Annotated in this window: 17 protein-coding genes; 7 read left to right on the top strand and 10 right to left on the bottom strand. The window is 72.7% G+C overall.

Annotation, left to right across the window (positions count from 1 at the left end):
- Positions 1-63: 63 nt before the first annotated feature.
- Positions 64-375, bottom strand: a complete 312-nt coding sequence (locus tag ACUYMY_RS01965) for a dsRBD fold-containing protein (RefSeq protein WP_481701966.1) — start codon at positions 373-375, stop codon at positions 64-66.
- A gap of 130 nt (positions 376-505) precedes the next feature.
- On the opposite strand from ACUYMY_RS01965, the gene ACUYMY_RS01970 reads away from it, so the two are divergent.
- On the top strand, positions 506-1549 hold the full coding sequence (locus ACUYMY_RS01970) for an NAD(P)-dependent alcohol dehydrogenase (RefSeq protein WP_481701967.1): 1044 nt from the start codon (positions 506-508) through the stop codon (positions 1547-1549).
- 87 nt (positions 1550-1636) lie between these two features.
- Here the strand turns inward: ACUYMY_RS01970 and ACUYMY_RS01975 are convergent, their stop codons facing one another.
- Positions 1637-2338: a FadR/GntR family transcriptional regulator gene (locus ACUYMY_RS01975; protein ID WP_481701968.1), complete on the bottom strand. Its 702-nt coding sequence runs from the start codon at positions 2336-2338 to the stop codon at positions 1637-1639.
- A gap of 197 nt (positions 2339-2535) precedes the next feature.
- On the opposite strand from ACUYMY_RS01975, the gene ACUYMY_RS01980 reads away from it, so the two are divergent.
- The 5 genes from ACUYMY_RS01980 to ACUYMY_RS02000 all read left to right on the top strand — a co-directional run bounded on the left by ACUYMY_RS01980 (position 2536) and on the right by ACUYMY_RS02000 (position 8364).
- Entirely contained in the window at positions 2536-4041 is a 1506-nt protein-coding gene (locus ACUYMY_RS01980) for a four-carbon acid sugar kinase family protein (protein WP_481701969.1), read from the top strand.
- A 46-nt stretch (positions 4042-4087) separates the two neighbouring features.
- Positions 4088-5017, top strand: a complete 930-nt coding sequence (locus ACUYMY_RS01985) for an NAD(P)-dependent oxidoreductase (RefSeq protein WP_481701970.1) — start codon at positions 4088-4090, stop codon at positions 5015-5017.
- Between the two features lie 233 nt (positions 5018-5250).
- Positions 5251-6627, top strand: a complete 1377-nt coding sequence (locus ACUYMY_RS01990; RefSeq protein WP_481704931.1) for a GntP family transporter — start codon at positions 5251-5253, stop codon at positions 6625-6627.
- Entirely contained in the window at positions 6627-7463 is an 837-nt protein-coding gene (locus ACUYMY_RS01995; protein WP_481701971.1) for a class II fructose-bisphosphate aldolase, read from the top strand. Before ACUYMY_RS01990 ends, ACUYMY_RS01995 begins: the two co-directional genes overlap by 1 nt.
- Before the next feature lie 139 nt (positions 7464-7602).
- Entirely contained in the window at positions 7603-8364 is a 762-nt protein-coding gene (locus ACUYMY_RS02000) for an SDR family NAD(P)-dependent oxidoreductase (RefSeq protein WP_481701972.1), read from the top strand.
- 37 nt (positions 8365-8401) lie between these two features.
- Here the strand turns inward: ACUYMY_RS02000 and ACUYMY_RS02005 are convergent, their stop codons facing one another.
- Positions 8402-9403, bottom strand: coding sequence for a D-2-hydroxyacid dehydrogenase family protein (locus ACUYMY_RS02005; protein ID WP_481701973.1), 1002 nt, complete (start codon positions 9401-9403; stop codon positions 8402-8404).
- Positions 9404-9536: 133 nt separating this feature from the next.
- Between ACUYMY_RS02005 and ACUYMY_RS02010 the strand changes: the two genes are divergently transcribed.
- Positions 9537-9821: an antibiotic biosynthesis monooxygenase family protein gene (locus ACUYMY_RS02010; RefSeq protein WP_481701974.1), complete on the top strand. Its 285-nt coding sequence runs from the start codon at positions 9537-9539 to the stop codon at positions 9819-9821.
- 67 nt (positions 9822-9888) lie between these two features.
- Here ACUYMY_RS02010 and ACUYMY_RS02015 read toward each other — a convergent pair whose 3' ends face one another.
- From ACUYMY_RS02015 to ACUYMY_RS02045, 7 genes are all read right to left on the bottom strand, one after another.
- Complete coding sequence (locus tag ACUYMY_RS02015; RefSeq protein ID WP_481701975.1) at positions 9889-11583, bottom strand: MFS transporter; 1695 nt, start codon at positions 11581-11583, stop codon at positions 9889-9891.
- A gap of 345 nt (positions 11584-11928) precedes the next feature.
- Positions 11929-12207, bottom strand: coding sequence for an HPr family phosphocarrier protein (locus ACUYMY_RS02020; RefSeq protein WP_481701976.1), 279 nt, complete (start codon positions 12205-12207; stop codon positions 11929-11931).
- A gap of 71 nt (positions 12208-12278) precedes the next feature.
- Positions 12279-14000, bottom strand: coding sequence for a phosphoenolpyruvate--protein phosphotransferase (locus ACUYMY_RS02025; RefSeq protein ID WP_481701977.1), 1722 nt, complete (start codon positions 13998-14000; stop codon positions 12279-12281).
- 25 nt (positions 14001-14025) lie between these two features.
- Positions 14026-16077, bottom strand: coding sequence for a PTS fructose transporter subunit IIABC (locus ACUYMY_RS02030; protein WP_481701978.1), 2052 nt, complete (start codon positions 16075-16077; stop codon positions 14026-14028).
- A gap of 12 nt (positions 16078-16089) precedes the next feature.
- Positions 16090-17052, bottom strand: coding sequence for a 1-phosphofructokinase family hexose kinase (locus ACUYMY_RS02035; protein ID WP_481701979.1), 963 nt, complete (start codon positions 17050-17052; stop codon positions 16090-16092).
- Positions 17049-17834 (bottom strand): DeoR/GlpR family DNA-binding transcription regulator, encoded by a 786-nt coding sequence (locus tag ACUYMY_RS02040; RefSeq protein ID WP_481701980.1) that lies wholly within the window; start codon positions 17832-17834, stop codon positions 17049-17051. The genes ACUYMY_RS02035 and ACUYMY_RS02040 overlap by 4 nt, the downstream gene beginning before the upstream one ends.
- A gap of 279 nt (positions 17835-18113) precedes the next feature.
- Entirely contained in the window at positions 18114-18365 is a 252-nt protein-coding gene (locus ACUYMY_RS02045) for a DUF6458 family protein (protein ID WP_481701981.1), read from the bottom strand.
- Positions 18366-18392: the final 27 nt, after the last annotated feature.

Below are 18392 nucleotides of genomic sequence, written 5' to 3' on the forward strand. Positions count from 1 at the left end.
GGCCCGTGACGAGACCTAGGCCCGTGGCGAGGTTTGAGCCGGTGGCGAGACCGGGGCTTGTGGCTACGCCTCGAGCCGCGCCGGGTTGTGCGTCGACTTCTCGATGTCGGCAGCGGTGGTCTCGATGAGCTGATGCGCCAGGTCCGCGAGGGCCCGTGCCGCCGCGAGCTCCTCGCCGATCGCCGGGACGTCGGTATCCGCCGGATTCAGCCGTGCCAGGCCGACGCCTTCCCACCCGGCGCGGCCCTCGGCCGACAGCTTCGCCGTCGCCCGCGTCTGTCCCTGGTGTTCGTCGATGACGATGTTCACGGACCAGTTGTTCTCGGCCATGATGGCCGCCTCCTCGCATGAGAACTGGACGTCGAAGATGGACACTGACAGGCTCCCACTGCGAGGGGGGTTCTGCCAGACCCCGGTTCAACAGGATCTCCCTGCCCCTCGCCGGGTGCGCTTTGATGGAACGGTGTCCCGCCCGAGATCCGGGCAGATCCAGACCAGGAGAAGCATGCTCACCGCCCACGCCTATGCCGCCACCTCCGCGACCGAGCCCCTCGTGCCGACCACGATCCAGCGCCGCGAGCTCGGCGCGCACGATGTCCTCATCGAGATCGCGTACGCCGGCATCTGCCACTCCGACATCCACACCGTCCGCGGCGACTGGGGTCCCGCGTCCTACCCGCTCGTGCCCGGGCACGAGATCGCCGGAGTCGTGACCGAGGTCGGCACCGCGGTGACCAAGCACGCCGTCGGCGACCGCGTCGGCGTCGGCTGCATGGTCAACTCCTGCCGCGAGTGCGCGAGCTGCCTCCGCGGCGAGGAGCAGTACTGCCTCAAGGGCATGACCGGCACCTACGGTGCCGTGGACCGCGACGGCACGATCACCCAGGGCGGCTACTCGAGCCACGTCGTCGTGACGGAGGACTTCGTCGTGTCGATCCCCGAGGCGCTCGAGCTCGACATCGCCGCGCCCCTGCTGTGCGCCGGCATCACCACCTACTCCCCGCTGCGCCACTGGGGCGCCGGTCCCGGCAAGCGGGTCGCCGTCGTCGGCCTCGGCGGGCTCGGCCACTTGGCCGTGAAGATCGCCGCCGCGCTCGGCGCCGAGGTCACCGTGCTCTCGCAGTCGCTCAAGAAGCAGGAGGACGGGCTGAGCCTGGGCGCGGAGCACTACTACGCCACGAGCGACCCCTCGACCTTCGAGCAGCTCGCGGGCTCATTCGACCTGATCCTCAACACGGTCAGCGCCCAGATCGACCTCAACGCGTACCTGTCCCTGCTCGCGGTGGACGGCGCGATGGTCAACGTCGGCGCTCCGGCCGAGCCGCTCTCGCTGCAGGCCTTCTCCCTCATCCCGGGCCGCAAGACCTTCGCCGGCTCCATGATCGGCGGCATCCGCGAGACGCAGGAGATGCTCGACTTCTGCTCCGAGCATGGCATCGGCGCCGAGATAGAGGTCATCCCCGCCGAGAAGATCAACGACGCCTACGAGCGCGTCCTCGCCTCGGACGTGCGCTACCGCTTCGTGATCGACACGGCGACGCTGTCGTAGTCAGAGCGCTCGCGTCACCACCAGAGCGCGATGCGGCCCCCGGGAGGCGATTCCCGGGGGCTTTTTCGCGTCCTCAGCTTCGTGCCCTCAACCCTTGAGGACGTAGGTGCGCAGGTCGTCGAGGGTCTGCTGCATGTGCACGTCCATGGCCCTGCGGGCGGCCTGCGGGTCACGGCTGCGGAGCGCCTCGGCGATGCCCTCGTGCATCGCGATCGCGTGCTCCTGGATCTCGGGCACGGCGGAGGTCTCGGCGCGGCGCTGGGCGAGCACCTGGCTCAGCGGCTCGAACAGGACGGCGACGAACGCGTTCTCGGAGGCGTGCAGGATCACGTCGTGGAACGCGAGGTCCGCCTCGACGAAGGACTCGAGGTCCTGCGCGTCATGCGCGGCGCGCATCTGCGCGACGAACACGTCGAGCGCGGCGAGGTCGGTGTCGGAGATGCGCGTCGCGGCGAGCTCGCACGCGCCCGTCTCGAGCATGCGGCGCAGCTCGATGAGCTGGACGGCGGCCGAGGCGGCGTCGGTGCCCTCGGTTGTCGCGCGCAGGACGGCGTGCAGCGAGCTCCAGCGGTTGACCGGGTTGACGTAGGTGCCGCGCCCGCGCTCGACGCGCAGGATGTTCTGGGCCGCGAGCGTCTTGACGGCCTCCCGCACGGTCATGCGGCTCACCTCGTGCCGCGACGAGAGCTCGAGCTCCCCGGGCACCACCGATCCCGGCGGGAACTCCCCGGCCAGGATCCGGTCGAGGAGCTCCTCCGCGACCTCGACCACGAGGGACTTCCGTGCCACCGCGTCCTACCCCTTCCGCCGCGCGCGCGGCCGCTCGCTGCGGTCCGCCGGCTTGGTTCCGGCCCGGCTGCGGCCAGTCTACGGGCCCCTTGCGCGGAAACGCGTTCTATGTCACCCTGAGTGCAGATATTAGATGTCTGACATCTTACTAGCTACTCCGCAGCCGCCGATCTGCCCGCACAAGGAAGTGTCGCCACATGCTCCTCGAAGCCGAAGCCCTCGCCGCCTACCCGTCCGAGCGCCAGGTCCCGGCGGCGGACGTCGCCGCGGCCGTCGCCGCCTCAGGCCGCGTCCTGGTCGTGCTCGACGACGATCCCACCGGCACGCAGTCTGTCGCCGACCTGCCCGTCCTCACCCGCTGGGAGGTCGAGGACTTCCGCTGGGCCTTCGCCACGCGCCTGGGCGGCGCCCGCCCGGCCGCCGTCTACGTCCTGACGAACACCCGCAGCCTCGACCCGGCCGAGGCGGCCGAGCGCAACCGCCAGGTCGTCACGGCCGCGCTCGAGGCCGCCCGCGAGAGCGGCACGCCGCTGGCCTTCGTGAGCCGCAGCGACTCGACCCTCCGCGGCCACTTCCCGCTCGAGACGGACGTCATCGCGAGCACCGTCGCCGAGCTGGGCGGCGACGCCCCCGGCGCGGGCGTCGACGGCGTGGTCATGGTCCCCGCCTTCCCCGACGCCGGCCGCGTCACCATCGGCGGCGAGCACTACATGCGCACGACGGCGGCCCCCGGCTCCCAGCCTGGCCTCACCCCTGTGAGCGAGACCGAGTTCGCCCGCGACGCGACCTTCGGCTTCTCGACCTCCTTCCTCCCCGCGTACGTCGAGGAGAAGTCCGGCGGCCGCTTCCACGCCGACGACGTGATCGTCCTGGACCTCGGGATCATCCGCGCGGGCGCCGAGGCCATCGCCGACGCGATCGCCCCCGCGACCGGCTCGACCCCCATCGTGGCCGACGTCGTGGGGGAGAACGACATGCGCGCCCTCGCCCTCGGCCTCGAGGAGGCCGAGCGCCGCGGCAAGTCCCTCCTCTACCGCGTCGGCCCGCCGTTCGTCCGCGGCCGCATCGGCCAGGAGGTCCGCGAGCCGCTCACGGCCGAGGAGATCTACGGCGGCCGGGCCTCCGGCGCCGGCCAGACCTCCGAGGTGCGCGACGACCTCGCCGCGGGCGGGCTCATCGTCGTCGGCTCGCACGTGGGCCTCACGACCCGCCAGCTCGGCCGCCTGACCGAGCAGCACTCCTCGGCGCGCACGGTCGAGCTCGACGTCGAGCAGCTCCTCGACCCCGCCCGCGCCGAGGCCCACCTCGCGGCGACCGTCGACGCCGTCGTGCGCGCCCTCGCGGACGGCGACGTGATCGTCCACACGAGCCGCGGCCTCGTCAAGACGGACGACCCGGCCGAGAGCCTCGAGATCGCGCGCACGGTGAGCGCCGCCGTCGTGCGCGTGGTCAACACCGTCCTGAAGACGACCCCGCCGCGCTTCGTCATCGCCAAGGGCGGCATCACATCCTCGGATGTGGCCGCGCACGGCCTCGAGATCCGCCGCGCGATCGTCCGCGGGCCCATGCTGCCGGGCATCGTCTCGCTGTGGGAGCCGGTCGACGGCCCCGCGCGCGGCATCCCGTACATCGTCTTCGCCGGCAACGTGGGCGACGACGAGTCCCTCGCGGCCGTGACCCGGACCCTCAGCTCCACGTTCTGACCCCCTGGCCCCCTGAATCCCGCCCCGCGTTCATAGGAGAACACCCGTGTCCGACATTTCTGCCCCCGCTGTGACCCAGACCCAGACGCGAACCGTCGCCGTCCTCGGCCTTGGTGCCATGGGCCTGCCCATGGCCACGCGCCTCGCGACCGGCCTCACGGTCCACGGCTTCGACATCGCCCAGGCCCGCCTCGACCTCGCCGCCGCCGCGGGCATCGCGACCTTCGGCTCCGCCCGCGAGGCCGTCGGGGGCGCCGACGCGCTCCTCCTGGCCGTGCGCAACGGCGAGCAGCTCGACGAGGTCCTCTTCGGCGAGAACGGCGTCGCCGCCTCGCTCGCGCCGGGCGCCGTCGTGATCCTCACGAGCACCGTCGGCACCGACGCGATCCCCGCGACCGCCGCGCGCCTGGCCGAGCTCGGCGTCGGCCTCGTGGACGCCCCCCTCTCCGGCGGCCCGGTCCGCGCAGGGGAGGGCGACCTGCTCATCGTCGTCGGCGCGACGCCGTCGGACTACGAGAAGGCGCGCCCCGTCCTCGAGCTCCTCGCCTCGACCCTGACCGTGGTCGGCGACAAGCCCGGCGACGGCCAGGCCCTCAAGACCGTCAACCAGCTCCTGTGCGGCGTCCACATCGCGGCCGCCGCCGAGGCGCTGGCCCTCGCCGACGCGCTCGGGCTCGACACCGCCAAGACCCTCGAGGCGCTCGGCGCCGGCGCGGCGGGCTCCTTCATGCTCTCCAACCGCGGCCCGCGCATGCTCGAGGCCTACACCGAGGACGGCGCCGACGTCCTCTCGCGCCTCGACATCTTCGTCAAGGACATGGGCATCGTCGGCAAGGCCGCGCGCTCCGTGGGCCTCGCCGCCCCGGTCGCTGCGGCCGCCGAGCAGCTCTACCTCATCGGCCAGGCCCAGGGCCTCGCCGCCGCGGACGACTCCGCCGTCATCAAGGTCGTCGCGCCCGCCAAGCGCACGGCCTGAGTTCCAGCTCCACCGCTCATCCCCCCACCTCCACTCATCCCCCCCACCCCCACCCTCGCCGGCTCGCACCCGGCTCCCAGTCGAAGGAGACTAGAGACGTGAACCCCCTGACCACCCTCGGCCTCGCGGCGGCGGTCCCGCTCGCCGAGACCCCGCCGATCAAGCCCGCCGTCGAGCTCGGCACCCCACTCCTGCTCACGATCGCCGCCCTCGGCGTCGCGGTGCTGCTCGTTATGATCATCCGCTTCAAGATCCAGGCGTTCGTCGCGCTGCTCACGGTGAGCATCGCCGTCGCCGTGGCCGCGCAGATCCCGCTCAAGGACATCTTCACGGTGGTCTCCACGGGCGTCGGCTCGACGATGGGCAAGGTCGCCCTGCTCATCGCCCTCGGCGCCGTGCTCGGCCGGATGATCGAGGTCTCGGGCGGCGTGCAGTCGCTCGCCGATCACTTCGTCGAGCGCTTCGGCCGCACCCGCGTCGCGGTCTCGCTCACGCTCGTCGGCTTCCTCGTCGCGATCCCCGTGTTCTTCGAGGTCGGCATCATCGTCCTCGTGCCGATCGTCTACGCGTTCTCCAAGCTCCTGAACGTGCACCCGATCAAGTTCGGCCTGCCCATGGCCGGCATCATGCTCGCGATCCACGTCGCCGTCCCGCCGCACCCGGGCATCGTGGCCGGCGCCGGCGTCCTCGGCGCGGACATCGGCCTCATCACGATGATCTCCCTCGCCATCTGCGTGCCCCTCGGCTTCCTCTCCTACTGGGTGGGGCGCATCATGAACCGCCGCGAGATGGAGCTCCTGCCCTCGGTCAAGGCCCAGCTGGACGAGTACGGCGAGACCGAGGACGAGGCCGTGCACCACGGCTCCGCCGGCTCCGCTGGCGGCGTCGCCACGAAGACCAAGACGAAGACCAAGGTCGTCGCCCCGCCGAAGCCCGGCCTCATCGTCGCGCTCATCGCAGCGCCCATCGTGCAGATCATGGTCGGCACCATCGGCACGCTCACGATCCCGAAGACCGACCCGCTCTACGGCGTCGCCTCGTTCATCGGCAACCCGTTCTTCGCCCTCCTCGTCGCCGTGGGCCTCGCGTTCTTCACCCTCGCGGTCCGCCGCGGCTGGTCGCTCCGGGAGACCGGCGAGATCTTCGAGGAGTCCCTGCCCCCGATCGCCTCGATCCTCATGATCGTCGCCGCCGGCGGCGTGTTCGGTGAGGTGCTGCGCGTGAGCGGCATCGGCGCGGCCCTGTCCTCGACCCTCGACGGGCTCGGCCTGCCGATCATCCTCCTCGGCTTCATCATCTCCCTCGCCCTCCGCGCCGCCCAGGGCTCCGCGACCGTCGCGATCGTCACGACGACGGGCCTGCTCACCGCCGCGATCCAGTCCGGCGGCTACACGCCGGCGCAGATCGCCGTCATCGTCATCGCGATCGGCTTCGGCTCCCTCGGCCTGAGCCACGTGACCGACGCCGGCTTCTGGGTCGTGGTCCGGTACTACGGCATCACGGTCGCGGATGGGCTCAAGACGTGGACCGTCCTCACCACGATCCTCGGCGTCGCGGGCTTCGTGCTCACGTACGTCGCGTGGATCCTCGTCGGCGGGCTCGCACACTGATGCGTGCTCGCCTCGACGAGACCGTGGCGGCCTCGCTCCTCGCGGGCGGGGCCGTCCCGGCGTTCACGTGCTACGACTTCGCCACCGCGACGGCCGTGGTGACCGCCGCGGAGGAGGCGGGGCTCGGCGTCGTGCTCAACGTCGCGCCCAAGACCGCCGCGATGCGCGCGGGGCTGCGGCTCATCGCCGCGCTGCGCACGCTCGCCGACCGCGCTCTCGTGCCGGTGTCCGTCCAGCTCGACCACGCCGCGGACGCCGCCGTGATCGCCGACGCCGTCGCGGCCGGAGCGGACGCGGTACTCGCCGACGGCTCGGCCCTGCCGCTGGCGGACAACATCGCCTTCGTGCGCCACGTGCGCTCGCTCGTCGGGCCCGAGACGGTCCTCGAGGCCGAGCTCGGCGGGCTCGCGGGGGACGAGGACAAGGCGTTCGCGCAGGAGGCCGCCGGCCTCACCGACCCGGACGAGGTGCGCGGCTTCGTCGAGCGCTCCGGCGCGCAGCTGCTCGCCGTCGCGATCGGCAACGTGCACGGCCGGTACAAGGGCGAGCCGCAGATCCGCTGGGACGTCCTGGGCCGGATCGCGCAGGAGTCGCCGGTCCCGCTCGTGCTGCACGGCGCCTCGGGCATCCCGGCCGCGGACCTCGCGCGCGCGGCCTCGTTCCGCGTCGGCAAGGTCAACGTCAACACCGAGCTGCGCACCGCCGTCCTCGCCTCCGTGGCCGGCAGCGTCGCGGCCCGGCAGGCCGACGGCGAGGACCTCGCCGGGCTGCTCGCCGAGTGGTCGACGGCGGCGGGCCGGGTCGCGGGGGACGTCCTCGCGACCCTCCGGGGCTGATCACCTCGCTGGGCCCGGCCCCTCGCTCGGCCTGTCCCCTCTCAATTGTCGGCTTGAGGTCGCTTCCGGCGCGTACCACCGGCCTCAAGCCGACAATTGCGCGGGTAGGGGCGCGCGGCCGGTCTGTAGGCTGGGGCGCATGACGACGGCGCTCATCACCGGCGCGAGCTCCGGCATCGGGGCGGAGTTCGCCCGCCAGCTCGCGGCCCAGGGGCATGACCTCGTGCTCGTGGCCCGCCACCGCGACCGGCTCGACTCGGCGGCCCGGGACCTCATGGCGCGGCACGGGGTCGAGGTCGAGGTGCTCGCCGCGGACCTGACCGACCCCGCGGGGCTCGCCGCCGCCGTCCTGCGCGCCCAGGACCCGAGCCGGCCGGTCGGCATCCTCGTGAACAACGCCGGCCACGGCCTCCTGCACGACTTCCACCACAACCCGCTCGCGGAGGAGGTCGCCCACCTGCGCCTGCACGTCGAGGCGGTCATGAGCCTGTGCCACGCCGTGCTGCCCGGGATGCTCGCGCGCGGCGAGGGCCGGATCATCAACGTCGCCTCGATCGCGGCGTTCCTCCCGCGCGGCACGTACTCGGCGGCGAAGGCTTGGGTCGTGAACTTCAGCCGCTGGGCCAACGCGCACTACCGCCGCTCGGGCGTGAGCGTCACGGCACTGTGCCCGGGCATGACGCGCACGGAGTTCCACCACCGCATGGGCATGGAAACGCGCTGGATCCCGCGCTGGACGTGGCTCAGCGCGGAGCGCGTGGTGCGGGACGGGCTCAGGGACAGCCTCGCCGGCCGGAGCGTGTCCGTGCCGTCGCTGCGGTACAAGGTCGGCGTGCTCGCCTCGAAGATCCTGCCGGACCGGATCCTGGGCCTCCCGGCCCGCCGGCCCATGGATCAGTGAGCGCCGGGCCGGGCCCTTCTCAACGGGGCTTGAGCGGCTACCGCGCCGCCGGCTCCATGACCCGGATCGGCGAGCCGGCCGCCCAGGCCTCGATGTCCTCGACGGCGTCGCGGTAGAAGACCTCGTACTGCTCCCGGGTCACGTAGCCGATGTGCGGCGTGAGGATCGCCCGCGGCGCCGTGCGGAGGGGGTGGCCGGCGGGGAGGGGCTCGACGTCGAACACGTCCAGCGCCGCCAGCCCGATCCTGCCCGCCTGCAGCTCCTCGAGCAGCGCCGCCTCGTCGACGAGGGGCCCGCGGGAGGTGTTGACGAGGATCGCGTCGTGCTTCATGAGCGCTAGGTCCTCTGCCCCGACGATGCCCCGGGAGCGCTGGGACAGAACGAGGTGCACGGTCACGATGTCTGACGTCGCGAAGAGCTCCTCCTTCTCCACCCGCCGCACGCCCACCTCGGCGGCGCGCTCGTCGGTGAGATTCTGGCTCCACGCGACGACGTCCATGCCGAAGGCGAGCCCGACCCGGGCCACGCGGGAGCCCAGGTTTCCGAGCCCGACGACGCCGAGCCGCCGCCCCTCGAGGCCGCGGCCCATGGTGCTCTGCCACCCGCCGTCGTCCGTCCACCCCGCCCCGCCGCCGCCCAGCTCGGCGTCGAGCCGCCGCGTCGCCGCATGGATGAGCGCCCACGTGTGCTCGGCGGCGGGGGAGGGGAGGTAGCCCGTGTGGCAGACCGTGATGCCGCGCTCGGCGGCCGCCGCGAGGTCGATCGAGGCGTTGCGGCGGCCCGTCGAGACGATGAGCTTGAGGTTCGGCAGGAGCGCGAGCCGCTCGGCACGCAGGGGCGTGCGCTCGCGCATGGCCACGAGGGCGTCGAACGGCTCGAGCGCGGCGGCGACGGCGGCGTCGTCGTGCCCGAGGTGCTCGCGGAAGACGGTGACTTCGGCGCCCGCGGCCTCGAGGCGGGAAAAGTCGCCGAGCTCGCGGGCTACGCCCTGGTAGTCGTCGAGGATGGCGATCTTGAGCATCGGGGTCTCAGGCGTCATGGGGACAGCCTAGGCCGGGACAGCCTCGGCCGATTCGTCTGCACCGTTCCTTGTGGCCTCCGGCGTTCCGGTCCCTACTGGGTAGGGAGGCGCACGGTGTCCGTCGATACGCCGGAACGAAAGGGAGAGAGCGATGTTCATGAGAGTCAGCACGTACAGGCCCGAGGCTGGAAGCACCGGGAAGCCTTCCGACGAGACCGTCCAGCGCGTCCTGGCGCTCCCGGGATGCAGGGGCCTCTACTACCTGCTCTCCCAGGGCGGCACGTCGCTGTCCCTCTCGCTGTGGGAGGACAGGGAGGCCATGGAGCGCAGCAGGGACGCGGCAGACACCATCCGCGCCGAAACGGCGGCCGAGCAGCACATGAACATCCTCAATGTCGAGGAGTACGAGGTGCTCACGCAGGAGCTGAAGCCGTAAGTGCACGACGCCAGACCCCTCCGCCTGAATCCAGGCGGAGGGGTCTGGCGTGGTGCGAGTGGGCGTCTTAGCGTGCCGCCCCCGCGGCGGCCACGACGGGCATCTGGCCCGAGACCGGCCCCGAGGCGATGGGCTCCTCCCCGCGGGCCTGCGCTTCCAGTGCAGTCGCCTGAAGGTCGATGCCCTCGCGCTCGGCGGCCTCGACGGCCGCCGGGTGGTCGAGCGCGAGCTGCAGCGCCTCGCCGTCGTCCGTCACGGCCAGCGGCACCTCAGGCAGCGGCATGTGCGGGAGGTCGAGGCGCGGATCCTCGTCCTGGATCTCGACGACCTCGCGCGCCTCGGCCGGGGTGTCCACGCTCGGCAGCGAGCCCGGGAGCGGACACTGGGCCGACTCGCGCAGGAACCAGATCGCCGCGGCGCCCACTGCCGAGGTGCCCATGAGGTAGTAGGCCGGGGCCATGTCGTCGCCCGTGGCCTGGATGAGCGCGTCGACGATGAACGGCGTCGTGCCGCCGAACACCGCGACGGCCACGTTGTACGCGATGCCCATCGCGCCGTAGCGGCTCGCGGTCGGGAACTGCGCCGGCAGCGCCGAGGCGAGGTTGGCCACGTAGAACGCCACGGGGAACGCGACGAGCGCGAGGCCCGCGATCGTGGCGGCCGTGGTGCCGAGACCGATGAGCCAGAACGCCGGGACGGCGAGCACGATCGTGCTCACGGCGCCGATCCACAGCACGGGCCGGCGGCCGATCCGGTCGGAGAGCTTGCCCGTGAGCGGGATGCAGAGGCTCATGACGACGAGGACCGGGATGGTGAGGAGGGTGCCGTGGACCTCGTCGTAGCCCTTCGAGACCGTCAGGTACGTCGGCATGTACGAGGTCAGGGCGTAGCCGACCGTGTTCGCGGCGGCCACGAGGACCATGGCGACGAGGAGCTCGCGCCAGTAGCTGCGCACGATCCCGATCGGGCCCTTCGCGGCGGCCTCGTCGTTCGCGGCGAGCTCCTTGCCGGCCTGCTCCTGCGCCTCGAGCGCGGCCTGGAACGTGGGGCTCTCCTCGATCTTGAGGCGGAACCAGATCGCGACCAGGCCGAGCGGGCCGGCGATGAGGAACGGGAGGCGCCAGCCGTAGGCCTCCATGGCCTCCTGGCCGAGGGTGATCTGCAGGACCGAGACGAGGGCCGCGCCGAGCGCGAAGCCCAGGTAGGAGCCCATGTCGAGGAAGCTCGCGAGGAACCCGCGGCGCTTGTCCGCCGCGTACTCGCTCACGAAGGTCGTGGCGCCGGCGTACTCGCCGCCGGTCGAGAAGCCCTGGACGAGCTTGATCGTGACGAGCAGGACGGCGGCCCACACGCCGATCTGCGCGTAGCCTGGCAGGAGGCCGAGCGCGAACGTCGAGGCGGCCATCATGATGAGCGTCGCCGCGAGCACGCGCTGACGGCCGATCTTGTCGCCCAGCCAGCCGAAGAACACGCCGCCGGCCGGACGGGCGATGAACGTCGCCGCGAAGGTGCCGAGCAGGAACAGGGTCTGGACGGACGGGTCGGCCTCCGGCAGGAACACCGGCCCCATGGTGGTGATGAGGTAGCCGAAGACGCCGACGTCGAACCACTCCATCGTGTTGCCGACGATGGTTCCGCCGATGGCCTTCTTGAGCATCGGCTGGTCCACGACGTTGACGTCGTCGACCCTGAGGCGGCGCTTGCGGAATATGACGCGGCCGGGGCGGGCGGGGGCGGTCATCTGACTGCGGTCTCGTGACATGGCCATCAAGTCTAGTGCACCGAAACGGCATATGAGGGCACACTCTCGCCTTTGAGCGTGATGTGGGTCACCCCCGCTCGCCCGTCCCACGCGCCCCACCGTGGTGCGAGAGGTGCTGCCGCCCGCCGTCGTGCATCCCATCCTCATGCGGATCCGGAGAGAACGACGCCGAATGCCCGCCGCCCCCTGTTCGCGCCCAGTCGCGGCATCAAGTGAGAGTCGGGACCGTTACCGTTTTGTGATGTTTCGACGCCCAGGGGGCCTCGTGGAGGCCCAAACGCAGAAGGCCCCCGCCCCGGTCTGACCTTGGGTCAGTCCGGGGCGGGGGCCTCTGGCGCGTGCCCTTTAGGCGGCGTCGTGGTCCGTCTCGAGGATCGTCACGAGCCGCGCGAGGGCCTCGTCCGCGCCCGGGCCATCGGCACGCAGCACGACCTGCTCGCCGAACTCGGCGCCCAGGCTCATGAGGGACAGGATGCTCGAGGCGTCCATGGCCTCGTCAGCCGGGTCCCCGACCTTCGCGATCGTGACCTCGAGGCCGGCCTCGCCAGCGGCCTCGGCGAAGATCGCCGCCGGGCGGGCGTGCAGGCCCACGCGGGAGCCGATCGTTGCGGTGCGTTCTGCCATGGAGTGCTCCTTGTCGTCGGGGAAGGGTTTGGAGACAGGCTACAGGGGCCCGCCGCGGCATGTGCCGCAGGTTACAGGCCGAGGGTGTCGAGGATGGGGAGGTGGGTGCGGACGGCGGTGCGGGCGTCTGCTGCGGTGGGGGCGGTGAGGGCGAGGGCGGCGAGGTCCTGGGCCTGGGGGAGGGTGATGGTCTTCAGGACGGTGTTGACGGCGGCCAGGGCGCGGGGGGACATGGAGAGGGTGGTGACGCCGAGGCCGACGAGGACGGCGGCCAGGGCGGGGTCGGCGGCGGCCTCGCCGCAGACGCCGACGGGCTTGGGCCGGCCGTCGGGGTTGTCGGCGGTGCGTTCCGCGGCGCGGGCGGCGCCGTCGCAGGTGGCCTTGATCAGGTGCAGGACGGCGGGCTGCCAGGGGTCGTTGAGGGTGGCGAGGGGGCCGAGCATGCGGTCCGCGGCCATGGCGTACTGGGTGAGGTCGTTGGTTCCGAGGGAGGCGAAGTCGGCGTGGTGGAGGATGTGCTCGGCGGTGAGGGCGGCGGAGGGGACCTCGACCATGACCCCGGCGGTCTTGAGGCCGGCCTCGCGGGCGAGGCGGGTGAAGTGGGCGGCCTCGTCGGGGGTGGCGATCATGGGGGCCATGACCCAGACGTCGGCGTCATTCTTGGCGGCGGCGTCGGCGATGGCGGCGAGCTGGCGGGCCAGGACCCCGGGGGTGGTGGAGTCGGTGCGGTAGCCGCGCACGCCCAGGGCGGGGTTGGGCTCGTCGGCGTTGGTCAGGAAGGGCAGGGGCTTGTCGGCGCCGGCGTCGAGGGTGCGGATGACGACCTTCTTGCCGGGGAAGGCGGCCAGGACGGCGGAGTAGGCGGCGACCTGCTCGTCGTGGCGGGGCTCGGTGTCGCGGTCCAGGAAGCAGAACTCGGTGCGCAGCAGGCCCACGCCCTCGGCGCCGGCGGCGGCGGCCTTGGCCGCGTCCTTGCCGGTGCCGACGTTGGCCAGCAGGGGCACGGGGTGGCCGTCGGCGAGGGTGTTGGGGCCCTCGAACACCGCCAGCGCGGCGGCCTGCTCCTTCCAGGCGGTGGCGGCGTCGCGCTCGGTGGGGCCGGGGTCGGTGGCGACGGTGCCGGCGGCGCCGTCGACGTAGACCAGGGTCCCGTCCGGGATCTCGTCGACGCCGGGGGCGGCGACGACGGCGGGCAGGCCCAGGGCGCGGGCGAGGATCGCGGTGTGGGACTGGGGGCCGCCGCCGGAGGTGACCAGGGCCAGGACCTTGGTGGGGTCCAGGGTCGCGGTGTCGGCGGGGGCGAGGTCCTCGGCGGCCAGGACGAACGGCTCTGGCGAGTCGGGGATGCCGGGGGCGGGCAGGCCCGCGAGCTCGGCGACGATCCGGGCCCGGACATCGGCCACGTCGGTCGCGCGCTCGGCCATGTAGCCGCCGAGGGCCTTGAGCTTCTCCGCCACCGCGGTGCCGGACTCCCACACCGCGCGCTCGGCGGTGCGGGGCCCGCCGTCGGCGGCGGGGTCGAGCAGTTTCACGGCGCCCTTGACCAGCATCGGGTCCGCGGCCATGAGCGCGGTGGCCTCGAGCACCCCGCGCGCGTCACCGGTCGCGGTCGCGGCGCGGGCCTTGAGCTCGGCCTGGACGGCCTTGGCCGCGGTCCGGATCCGCTCGGCCTCCTCCAGCGGGTCGGCCCCCGCCACCGCCCCCGCCGGGGGCTCGGAGACCGGCGCCGGCATCTGCCGCACCCGGCCCAGGACACGCCCCGGGGTCACACCGACGCCGTGAAACTGCTGCATTGATTCGACCTCTCGTGTCTGCCGCTCAGGCGGCGGCGGGGACCGGCTCGGCGGCCACGGGGGCCTTCCGGCCAACGTAGCGCTTGAGCGCGATGGTGGCCAGAGCGGTGACAACCACGCCGGCGGCGATCGCGACGAGCCACAGGAGGAAGTTGTCGATCGCGAAGAAGACGAAGATTCCGCCGTGCGGGGCCTTGGAGCCCGCGCTGAACGCCATCGACAGGGCGCCGGTCACGGCACCGCCGAGCATCGAGGCCGGGATGACGCGCAGCGGGTCGGCTGCGGCGAACGGGATCGCGCCCTCCGAGATGAACGAGGCGCCCAGGAGCCACGCGGCCTTGCCGTTCTCGTGCTCCGTCACGTTGAAGTTCCGGTGGTCGAGGACGGTTGCGAGCGCCATCGCGAGCGGCGGGACCATGCCCGCGGCCATGACGGCGGCCATGATGAGGTACGGCGCGGTGTTGTCGGCGCTGCCGGCGCTCAGGCCGGCCACGGCGAAGGCGTAGGCCACCTTGTTGACCGGGCCGCCGAGGTCGAAGCACATCATGAGGCCGAGGATGACGCCCAGCACGACGGCGGTCGCACCGCTCATGCCCGTGAGCCACGCGTTGAGGGCCTGCGTGAGCCCGGCGATCGGGCCGCCGAGGACGAGGAACATGAGGCCCGAGGCGATGATCGAGGCGACGAGCGGGATGATCGCGACCGGCATGAGGCCGCGCAGCCAGCGCGGGGCCGGGAGCGATGCGAGCCAGTGCGCGACGTACCCGGCGAGCAGGCCGCCGACGATGCCGCCGAGGAAGCCCGCGCCCATGAAGCCCGCGACCGCACCGGCGACGAAGCCGGGGGCGATGCCCGGCCGGTCGGCCAGGGCGTAGGCGATGTAGCCGGCCAGCGCCGGGACGAGGAAGCCCATCGAGAGGGCACCGATCTTGAACAGCACCGCGCCGAGGTAGGCGCCGAGCGGGCCCCAGGCCTGCGGGCCGAACTCCGTCGGCAGGTTGCCGAGATTGTTCGCGAGGACGATCTTGTCCGCGTACGCCGTGATGTCGAAGCCGCCGAGCAGGAAGCCGAGCGCGATCAGCAGACCGCCGCCGGCCACGAACGGGATCATGTAGCTCACGCCCGTGAGCAGGGCACGCTTGAGCTTGCCGCCGATGGACTCCTCGCGGTCCCCGCCCGCGGCGGACGACGGCGCGCCCGCCGTGGCTGCGATGCGCCGGCCGTTGGGGTCGGCGGCGGTCGCGAGGGCCTCGTCGAGCATGACGCCGGGCTCGTCGATCCCGCGCTTGACCGGGGACTGGATGTACGGCTTGCCCGCGAAGCGCTCCTTGCCGCGCACGTCGACGTCGACCGCGAACACGACAGCGTCCGCCGCGTCGATCACCGACTGCGCGAGCGGCGTCGCGCCCGCCGAGCCCTGGGTCTCGACCTGGACGTCGATGCCGCGCTCCTTGCCCGCGGCGACGAGCGAGTCGGCGGCCATGTACGTGTGCGCGATGCCGGTCGGGCACGCGGTGACGGCGACGATGCGCTTGGCCGGGAGGCTGTCCTTGGCCAGGACGCCGGTGCCGGCCGCCGCTGTGGCCGCCGTCGACGTCGTGCCCACCTCAGCGGGGGAGGGAGTGGAAAGTCCCAGCGCGTCGTTGACGAGGGCCACGACCTCCTGCTCCGTCGAGGCCGCGCGGAGGGCCGCCGTGAAGTCCTTCTTGATGAGGCTCCGGGCGAGCTTGGCGAGGAGCTTGAGGTGCTCCTGGTCGGCGCCCTCGGGGGCGGCGATGAAGAAGATGAGGTCGGCCGGGCCGTCCTTCGCGCCGAAGTCGACCGGCTGGGCCAGGCGCGCCATCGCAAGGGAGGGGACGGTGACGGCGGCCGAGCGGCAGTGCGGGATCGCGATGCCGCCGGGCACGCCCGTCGCGGTCTTCTGCTCGCGGGCGTAGGCGTCCGCGAACAGGCCCTCCACCTCGGTGGCGCGGCCGGCGTCGGCCACGCGTCCGGCGAGGTGCCTGATCACGTCCGCGGACCCGGCGCCGAGGGAGGCGTCGAGCACCACGAGCTCGGTGGTGAGGAGATCGGTCATGGTCAGTCCTTCTTACAGGGCCGTGACGGTCACGGCAGAGGGATCGGTCTGGTGCACTGCGGGGACGGTGGATCCCGGCAGGGACGCGGCCGCGGCACCGTGTGCCACCGCCTGGCGCAGGCGGCCCACAGCGTCCGCCCCGGAGAGGTCGGCCAGGAGGTACCCGGCCAGGGACGAGTCGCCGGCACCCACGGTGCTGACGGCCCGGATGGGGGAGTGCGTCGCGTGCCACGCACCCTCGGCCGTCACGAGGACGGCCCCCTTGGAGCCCAGGGTCGCGAGGACGGCACCCACGCCGGCCTCGACGAGTGCCCGGGCCGCCGCCGCCGCGCGCTCCGGCGAAGCCTCGAGCTCCGCCGGGGTGCCGACGTCGGGCAGGCCCGCCATCGCGGCGAGCTCGGCGAGCTCGTCGGCGTTGGGCTTGAGCAGCTCGGGCCGGCCCGCGAGCGAGGCGGCCAGCGGCCCGCCCGAGGAGTCGACCGCGATCTTCGGCGAGGCCCCGCCGTCGTCCGCCCGGAGGCGCTCGGCGACGGTCGCGTAGAAGTCCGCCGGCACGCCGGGCGGGAGCGAGCCCGCGAGGACCACCCAGGCGGCCCCCCGCGAGCGCTCGACGAGCAGGTCCACGAGCTCCTTCGTGAGCTGCTCCGAGAGCTCGGGGCCCGGCTCGTTGACCTTGGTCGTGACGCCGTCCGGCTCGGTCAGGGCCACGTTGGAGCGCAGCGGCGCCCCGATCGGCAGCGCCGTGAACGGCACGTCCGTCGCGGTGAGCCCGGCCAGGACCGGATCCCCCGCGTCGCCCGGGAGCACGGCGAGCGTCTCGAGGCCCGAGGCCTTGAGCGCGCGCGAGACGTTCACGCCCTTGCCGCCCGACTCCTGCCGGACGGACACAGCGCGCTGCACCTCCCCGCGGGCGAGCGGGGCGCCGAGCTCGACCGTGCGGTCGAGGCTCGGGTTGGCGGTCAGGGTCACGATCATGAGGTCACCACTTCCACTCCGGCCTCCGCGAGTGCGGCGGCCAAGTCCCCGTCGGGGGCACGGTCGGTCACGAGGGTGTCGAGCTGGTCGAGGCGCCCGAACTGCACGAGCGTCTCGACGTTGAACTTCGTGTGGTCGGCGATCACGACGACGCGCCGCGCCGAGCGCACGAACGCCGCCTTCACGGCCGCCTCCTCGGCGTCCGGGGTGCTGATCCCGAAGGCGGGGTGCACGCCGTTCGCGCCGACGAAGGCGAGGTCGGGGCGGAGGCGCTCGACGGCGTCGATCGTCGCCTGCCCGACGGCGGCGCGGGTCACGGGGCGGATGCGGCCGCCGAGGAGGTGCACCGCGAGGCCGGGCTCCGCGGCGAGCTTGTCCGCGATCGGGAGGGCGTTGGTCATGACCACGAGCTCGTGGCCGTTGTCGGCGCGGGAACCCACGAGGCGCTCGGCGACCGCCTCGGTCGAGCTCCCGGCGTCGAGCAGGATGCTGCCCGCCCGCGAGGAGGTGATGAGCGCGGCGGCGGCCTCAGCCATCCGCTGCTTCTCGGCGAGGTTCTGAACCTGGCGCTCGAACAGGGCCGTCTCGGCGGTGCTCGCGCGGTCGGCAGGGACGGCGCCGCCGTGGACGCGGCGGAGGACTCCGGCCGCCTCGAGCGCGGCGAGGTCGCGGCGGACGGTCTCGGTCGTGACGGAGAAGCGCTCGGCGAGCTCGGTGACGCTCACGCGGCCGGCCTCGGCCACGCGCGCGGCCACGAGCCGCTGCCGCTCCTCTGCGAACATCACTCTCTCCTCGACGCCCTTGTCGCCAGCGCCTGTGGCGCCAGTCACATCAACTTGGGATTGATCGACTTTATCTTTGTTTGTGTGGCATTGTCAACGGTTCCCACACAAACACAGATCGGCCCGGCAGGGGGGCTGTGATGCCCCTCCGCCGAGCCGATGCGGATGGTTCTTTGTCTTCAGTGAGGTTCGCGGCCATCAGCCGGGATTCACGCGCGGCGTCGCGGCCAGAGCCGGAGCCGGCGACGCGGGCTCCGGGGTGAGGCGGCTGAGGAAGTGCTAGACCTCGCGCGTGTCGCGGCGGGTCACCGTGTCACCCGTAGCGGGATCCACCGAGTTGCGCGCTTCGGTCACGCGGCGCCGCGGGCCGGTGTTCATCATGACGAGCGAGACGACGAGGCCGAGGACGCCCACGCCGATGAGGATGTAGCCGATGAGAGTCTGGTCGACGAACGGGATGAGACCTGGCGTGACGGCGAAGGCGAGGATCGCTCCAACGGCAATCAGGAAGATGGAAGCACCGATGCCCATGTCGAACTCCTTCCACTGGGCGCTTGG

The organism is Sinomonas sp. T428B, assembly GCF_056780155.1.

Bases quoted from the DNA above. Each gene is read 5' to 3' on its own strand.
- ACUYMY_RS01970 (WP_481701967.1), top strand. From the start codon at position 506: ATGCTCACCGCCCACGCCTATGCCGCCACCTCCGCGACCGAGCCCCTC.
- ACUYMY_RS01980 (WP_481701969.1), top strand. From the start codon at position 2,536: ATGCTCCTCGAAGCCGAAGCCCTCGCCGCCTACCCGTCCGAGCGCCAG.
- ACUYMY_RS01990 (WP_481704931.1), top strand. From the start codon at position 5,251: ATGATCATCCGCTTCAAGATCCAGGCGTTCGTCGCGCTGCTCACGGTG.
- ACUYMY_RS01995 (WP_481701971.1), top strand. From the start codon at position 6,627: ATGCGTGCTCGCCTCGACGAGACCGTGGCGGCCTCGCTCCTCGCGGGC.
- ACUYMY_RS02000 (WP_481701972.1), top strand. From the start codon at position 7,603: ATGACGACGGCGCTCATCACCGGCGCGAGCTCCGGCATCGGGGCGGAG.
- ACUYMY_RS02005 (WP_481701973.1), bottom strand. From the start codon at position 9,403: ATGACGCCTGAGACCCCGATGCTCAAGATCGCCATCCTCGACGACTAC.
- ACUYMY_RS02010 (WP_481701974.1), top strand. From the start codon at position 9,537: ATGTTCATGAGAGTCAGCACGTACAGGCCCGAGGCTGGAAGCACCGGG.
- ACUYMY_RS02015 (WP_481701975.1), bottom strand. From the start codon at position 11,583: ATGTCACGAGACCGCAGTCAGATGACCGCCCCCGCCCGCCCCGGCCGC.
- ACUYMY_RS02020 (WP_481701976.1), bottom strand. From the start codon at position 12,207: ATGGCAGAACGCACCGCAACGATCGGCTCCCGCGTGGGCCTGCACGCC.
- ACUYMY_RS02025 (WP_481701977.1), bottom strand. From the start codon at position 14,000: ATGCAGCAGTTTCACGGCGTCGGTGTGACCCCGGGGCGTGTCCTGGGC.
- ACUYMY_RS02030 (WP_481701978.1), bottom strand. From the start codon at position 16,077: ATGACCGATCTCCTCACCACCGAGCTCGTGGTGCTCGACGCCTCCCTC.
- ACUYMY_RS02035 (WP_481701979.1), bottom strand. From the start codon at position 17,052: ATGATCGTGACCCTGACCGCCAACCCGAGCCTCGACCGCACGGTCGAG.
- ACUYMY_RS02040 (WP_481701980.1), bottom strand. From the start codon at position 17,834: ATGTTCGCAGAGGAGCGGCAGCGGCTCGTGGCCGCGCGCGTGGCCGAG.
- ACUYMY_RS02045 (WP_481701981.1), bottom strand. From the start codon at position 18,365: ATGGGCATCGGTGCTTCCATCTTCCTGATTGCCGTTGGAGCGATCCTC.